This is a genomic window from Micromonospora sp. BL4 (genome assembly GCF_003667505.1).
In the GTDB taxonomy this organism is placed as follows: Bacteria; Actinomycetota; Actinomycetes; order Mycobacteriales; family Micromonosporaceae; genus Micromonospora.
The window spans coordinates 1-1,215 of the sequence record NZ_RCVJ01000264.1; the positions used below are offsets into that span (position 1 = coordinate 1).

The 1,215-nt window shown below is 68.6% G+C and carries 1 protein-coding gene; it reads right to left on the reverse strand.

Annotated elements, in window-relative coordinates:
- Window positions 1-56: 56 nt before the first annotated feature.
- Window positions 57-1,043: a type IV toxin-antitoxin system AbiEi family antitoxin domain-containing protein gene (locus EAD89_RS29960; RefSeq protein ID WP_233579236.1), complete on the reverse strand. Its 987-nt coding sequence runs from the start codon at window positions 1,041-1,043 to the stop codon at window positions 57-59.
- Window positions 1,044-1,215: the final 172 nt, after the last annotated feature.

The window sequence follows — 1,215 nt, forward strand, 5'->3', positions numbered from 1 at the left end:
ACCCAGGATCCTACTGCCCCCCACGCCCACCCCAGCTCACCGGACACGGTCGGTGATCAAGAGGTTCGCGTCAGCGGTCGGGTTGACTCTGACGCAAACCTCTTGATCAGCATGGCTGGCGGGGAGGTGCGAGCGATCGCTTGCCGAACTGTCCACGGGATGTAGTCGGGGTCCAGGGTGTCGGCCCAGGTGAAGCGGAGGACGGTCCAGCCGGCGTTCACCAGGCGGTTTTGGCGACGGCGGTCGGTGAAGGCCGCCTCCGGGCTGGCGTGCGCGTCGCGGCCGTCCGCTTCCGCGATCAGCCTCGGGGCGCGCCAGCCCAGGTCACCGATCCCCAGCAGATGGCCGTCATCGTCGCGGACCTCCAGCTGCAACGCGTCGGGCGGCACCCGGCCGTCGACGCACCGCAGCCTGGTACGCGTCTCCAGCGGCGACTGCGCCCGCCCGTCCGCCTCTGCCAGACAGGCCCGCGCGACGACCGCGCCCCGCCGCCCCCGGATCAGATCCGGGATCAGCGCCAGCTGGGCCGAGGTGATCCGACCTTGATTGAGTGCCGAGTCGAGGACACAGACGGCGGAAAAACGATCAACCTGGAGAATGACGTCGGAGACTGTGCGGAGCGGAGAGGTCGCCCGAACACCCGCAACTTCAGTGATGTCGCCCGGCCGGACGGTCATCTGGTGCACGACCAACCACGGCGCCAGAGCGCGCTGGGGCCGTGGCCGATCGACCGGCACCGAAACGTGGACCTGCGGAGCCCGGCGAAGACCCGCGATGTTGTGCAGCTCCAGGGCGGTCTTGAGGACAGCGAAGGCACCTGGACCAAGGCTCACGACTGCCGCCCGGACCCGCACCCGCTGCAGTGCTGACTCACTCAACTCGGCAGTCGGCACGAAGCAGCCACGGATCAGCCGTTGCCACCTGCCGGATCGGCAGAGCTGTCGGACCTGGTCCCTGGTCAGGCCAGCGCGCAGCGCCTGCGCCAGGGTGACCATCCCGTCCTGCCCTGCCCCGACATCGCGAAGAAGCTGCTGTGGTCCCACCACCCCAGCCTGCCCACGCACCCCACCCCACCAAAGCCCCTGTGGACAACCTCCACAGCCCTGTGGACAACAGGCTGCCGCCCGGAGAGTTGATCAAGAGGTTTGCGTCAGTTTCGAGCTGGATCCTGACGCAAACCTCTTGATCACCGGGGTGAGCCCCCGGGGGTTAGGG